We start from the raw sequence: 4,788 nt of genomic DNA, 5'->3' as shown, positions 1-4,788 counted from the left end.
GATCCACAGCTTCCGAAGTTTCGCCGTCGAGGAGGCCGGCGTATTCGTCGAGCAGCCCGTTCAACGTCCACTTCACGGACAAGCCGGCCTTGTGCAGGTCGTCGCGGGCGGTGACCGACAGGGTGCGGTAGTCGTCATCGTCAACGACCAGGCCGAGGTTCGGCAGAACGTCGGCGAGCACCGGGGGCCGCCCGTGCGCTTGGCCGACTGTGCGGCGAAGCGCCGCGCGGAGGGCTTCTTCTTCCCATTCGCTAAGGGGCTGATCGCCGCGGGCGATGCGGGTGACGATGTTCAACAGCCGTGTCTGACCTTTGACACCGGTACCGCGGGCGATCATCGGATCGAGAAGGTTCAGCGTGGTGCCGGTGCCATCGGTGGTGAACCGGATCGGTTCAAACCCGTAATGCCGCACCACATTGGAGTACTCGCCCTCCCCGTTCTGATCCTTCTTGTCAAACACCACCCCCCGCCTGCCCTGCAGCAGCAGAGGGCGGACGACGTAATTGCACTTGGTGTGCGAGCTCTTACCGGCGCCGACGTCGCCCATCACGATCACGTTCGGACTCGACACCTCGCGAGGCTCCGAGTTATACGCCGTGACGGGGTCGTGGGAGATCGTCGTCCGCGACAACACGTCCCGCCCGTTCACGACACCGCGGGTGCCGGTCGGCGGGCCGATCAGAGCGGTGTTGAGGATCTCGGCCTGCCGCGTCGTCGTAGGCGCACCGGCCAGCGCCGGCGCGTAGAAGCCGCGGCGCGCGGCCGAGGCTTGCGTGCGCAGCGGCGTGCCCGGCAGCGCCCACGGCACAATCTCCACTGAACCCCGACTACCGGCTGCGTCGATCCCACCGGCTTCGTCGGCGGGCACCTCGACGGGCGGCGCGAAGCGGCGCAGCACGGGCAGCGACCACAACTTTGAGCGCGAGCTAAGGGGGTCGGGTGTGGTCATGTGAGGGCTTCCTTGTCGGATTTGCCGGCCAGGCGACTGTAGACGCGAGCGGAGAACGACGGCGCCGACGCGACCAAGCCGCGGCCGATCGGCCACGTCGTACCCGATGCCGCGGCCTGATACGAATCGAGCCAGTCCAGGCTTTCAATGCCGAGGCCGGTGGAGCAGGTTTCCTCGAGCTGCCGCGACGCCCGCGCCAGCTCTTCCCGGGAGCGGACGGAGATTGTCACGAAGCCGATCCAGAGAGCTCCGTGGTGCTGCGACCCGGACACGAGGTCTTGCCGGCGGCGTCTGGCGGCCGTCATGTGCACGTCGGTATCGTCCGTATCGAGCTGCCCGGCCTCCCTGCGGGAGAGGGCTTCGGCGGTGTCACGGACCAGGTCTTGCCGGGCGGCGACTTTCGCCTCCGACGCCGGCACCAGGTGAAGGTGAAAGCTGACCGAGCGGATGAACTGGATGTCCTTCCCAATGAGCAGATCCAACACCCACAGCTGAGTGCGAGCGGCGGTCGCGAGCGCTTCGGCACGGATCGCGGCGGTGCGATGCCACCACCGCACCGGCAGCCCGGTGAGCGGGTCCATGCTGTCAACGATGTGCGCGGAGAACTCTTCCTCCGCAGGTTCGCCGACCCGGTTCGGGTGCACGTCAGCGACGAAGTCGATCGGACGCGACGGATTCTGCTGATGCCGCACCACCGCAGCCACCTGCCGCGCCGTCAACACCTCCACCCGGCCGATCTTCGACTCCGTCAAACCACGCTTGGTCGAGGCGATCTCCTGCCGCATCAACGCCCGCCATCCGTCTCGGCCGTCGCCATACTTGGCAGCGGCGTCAAAAAATGACGGTGTGAGCGGCCAGTTGACGGTAACGAAGTGGCGTTGCACCATCGCGTCGTTCCCGGTCAGCCGCAACACCTCCTCATAGGAGGCGACCGCATCGACCGGCGCCGCCGGGTCGAGATTATTGAGCACCCAGAATTCCTGCAACGCAGTATCGGCCGGCAGCACCCGGGTAGTGATCTGCACGTCTTGGACGAGGACGGAGGGGACGGCGCGGGCAGCGAGGAACGCTCCCCAGCCATGGGCGGCACGCGCCATGACGCTGGCCGATTCAATCCCGCGCAGCTGACCGCTGACAGTGAACGTCACCGACAGGTAGCTTTGCTCCCCGACCGGGGCATGCCATGCAATGCCGGGCTCGCCCCTGCCGTATTGCAGCCAGCCGAGTCCGTCCGACCCGTCCGGGTTCGCCCGCATCGCCACCACGGCCCGGCCCGCCTCCGCAGCCGCCTCCCGGGCTGCCGGGCCTTTCGCTGCACGGGCGTCGGTGAGGGCTTGCTGGAGCTGGTCCCACGCGCCGACTTCGTAGGGCTCAAACCTGGTCGTGCCCGCCCGGGTGCGTTTCTTCCAGCGGGCTCGTTTACGCCGCCGGTCAACGATTGACCCGCGGTGTGTTTTCGCCGTGACCAAGAAGGTCACCCCGCAACTGACCGCTGCCGCTGCGAGGGCGGGCCAGCCGATCAGTGGGGTGAACACCATCCCGAACACGAGCGAGCAGGCCAGGAAGATGATCCGGGCGCGGGAGTGCGTGCCGCCGAAGAAGGAGCGGTGCCCGCTCTCCCCGCCCAAATATCGAATAACCGTGCGGTTACGCAGGTCCGTCATCATGTGTGATCTCTTCCCAGGGTCGGGGTGTCATCCATCGACTCCGTCGCCTGCTCTCCGGCGGTCTGGACCATGTCCATGCCTTTCCCGACGGCCTCGACGCTCTTTTGCGCGGCGGCGATCCCCGCCGCCGCGATCAGCGTCGGGACGCCGACGACCGCGCCCGCGCCGGTCGCTGATTCCGCCGTCCCGGCGGCGGCGAGCCCGGTCTCAGCCGCGGTAGCCGCTCCGCCAGCGGCCGCACTTGCCCCGGCAGCTCCCGCGGTGGCCGTCGCTGCCCGGCCGGCGCCGATCGGCGCGCCGTCACCGGAGGCACCGGTGANAGCAGCAACGCGGTTGCCGATGACCTCCGACAGGCTCCCCGGAGCTGTCGAGGACTCTGAGACGCGCTCGGTCGTGGAGTCCGTGGACTCTTTCGTCGTCGTCGAGGAGGTCCGATCCTGGCTGGAGGGTTGGCCGTAGCGTTCGGTGGCTTCGGTCATGTTCTGCGCCCCGATGTGCTTGCCGACGTCCACGGACGGACCGGTGGTGCCGCCGAATGCCATCGGAATGATCGGCGCGAACTTCATCAGCAGCAATGGCGAGAGCGCGGCCATCAGCAGACCGATGATCGCGACCATCAGCGACACCATCGATTGCAGGCCGAAGTTGTTGCCGAACGCGCTGATCTGGTTCGCCGTCATCGAAAAGGCCAAGCCCAGCAGCAAGAACAGCAGCGGGTGGGCTGCGAGAATCCCAATCCACAACGCCGCAATCTTCAAGCCGAAGGAGCGCTTGTTTTTGTCGATGATCCACACCAACCCAAGCGGCAGCAACACGCCGGTGAAGTAGAGCGTCACCAGCTGCACGAGCAACATGAGTAACACCAAAAAGAGTGCGAGAATCATGCAGATCATGAGGATGACGCCCATGACGATTCCGCCGGTGATGCCGACTGGGTCGGCCTGCTCAATCATGGCGCTGAACTGCCCAGTGACGGTAGTCGCCGTGCCGGTCAGGCCGGCTGCGACGAAGACGTCCGTCAGGGAATGGAAAAAGTTGATCAGCATGATCCCGAACATTGGACCGAACATGGCCCCAACTAGAAACGTTCCAAAGTAGAGGCCGACGGACTCGACCAGATCGCGGCCCGCCTGGGCGCCGCGCGCCGTGCGGACGGCCTGTGGGATCAGCAGCAGTGCGGCGACGAAGATCGCCGTAGCAAAGCTAATCTTGTAGGCGCTGATGAACCAGTCCGCCGTCAGATCCGGCAGCGTCGCACTGGTCAACGCCGGCATGATGTCCCGACTCATCCCCTCCGCCGTATCGCGAAGCATCTTGAAGGTATTTCCCCACGGGTCCGACCAGTACGACACCACACCAGTCGCACCATTAATGATGTCCCCGATCCCGCCAATCGGGTCCCAGCCGTCGCCGTCGGTCGCGAGCTTATATGTGCTCGAGAGCATCAGCATCCCTCCGTAAATGGCCGGCCCACCGAATACAGGGCTTCGGTCGTGCGGGTCCCGTTCGCATCGGCGATCTTCCATTGCCCGTCTTCCCAGACGGCTACGACCGTGATGGAGGATTTCAGGGTGGGGCTCAGCGCTCCGTTGACTACGAAAGCACTACCAATGGTGACTTCAACGCGGTCGTTGCTCGCCGCTTCAATGACCCAAACACCAGGGATGGTGCTCATGTAGTACTCGTCCCCCGGCGCAACGATCCCGCCCGATAAGTCAGGTCCGGCAGCGAGATAGCTCACCAAGTCGTCGGTAAACGATTCGCGTGCCATCGCACTATCCCCAACAGCAGCCGCATCGTCGGCTGCCGGATAGGGGAAACGCTGAATCCAGCGTACGAAGGACGCTGCAAAATCAACGGCACCGCTGCTCGTGTGCGGCGCTTCCTGTTGCGCTGTCAAAACCATGGCCGCGTCTCGCGCCTCGCCGCCCAGGCATCCGGTCGGCTCCGTTTCGACCGGTGCGGTGCTCTGCGACGGCGTGCTGCTCTCTATCGGTATTGTCGGCTCGGCGGTAGGTGTGGCGGTGTCGGCTTGGCTGCCGAAGTAGACGGCGCCAGCGATGATAAGTGCGCCGACGAGGATAGCGGCGCCGACGATCCAGGGCCAGGTGCGGCGGGTGGGTGGTGCGGTCGCGTGCACGAGTGCTCCTATCCGAAGACGGCGAGGATGGC

Annotated in this window: 2 protein-coding genes and 1 pseudogene; all 3 read right to left on the bottom strand. The window is 65.7% G+C overall.

Annotated elements, in window-relative coordinates; genetic code table 11:
* Positions 1 to 949, bottom strand: a pseudogene (locus tag CXY78_RS00255) (ATP/GTP-binding protein); the annotation flags it as partial.
* Complete coding sequence (locus tag CXY78_RS00250) at positions 946 to 2,616, bottom strand: hypothetical protein (protein ID WP_104087463.1); 1,671 nt, start codon at positions 2,614 to 2,616, stop codon at positions 946 to 948. The gene CXY78_RS00250 and the pseudogene CXY78_RS00255, both read right to left, overlap by 4 nt.
* Positions 2,617 to 4,060: 1,444 nt before the next feature.
* Positions 4,061 to 4,788 (bottom strand): hypothetical protein (locus CXY78_RS00240; RefSeq protein WP_233206021.1); only part of this gene is annotated, 728 nt, incomplete at its 5' end.

Source organism: Cryobacterium sp. N19 (assembly GCF_002929595.1).
Taxonomy (GTDB): Bacteria; Actinomycetota; Actinomycetes; order Actinomycetales; family Microbacteriaceae; genus Cryobacterium; species Cryobacterium flavum.
Note: the sequence above shows the minus strand (reverse complement) of the source record. Positions and strands in the feature narration are given on the sequence as shown.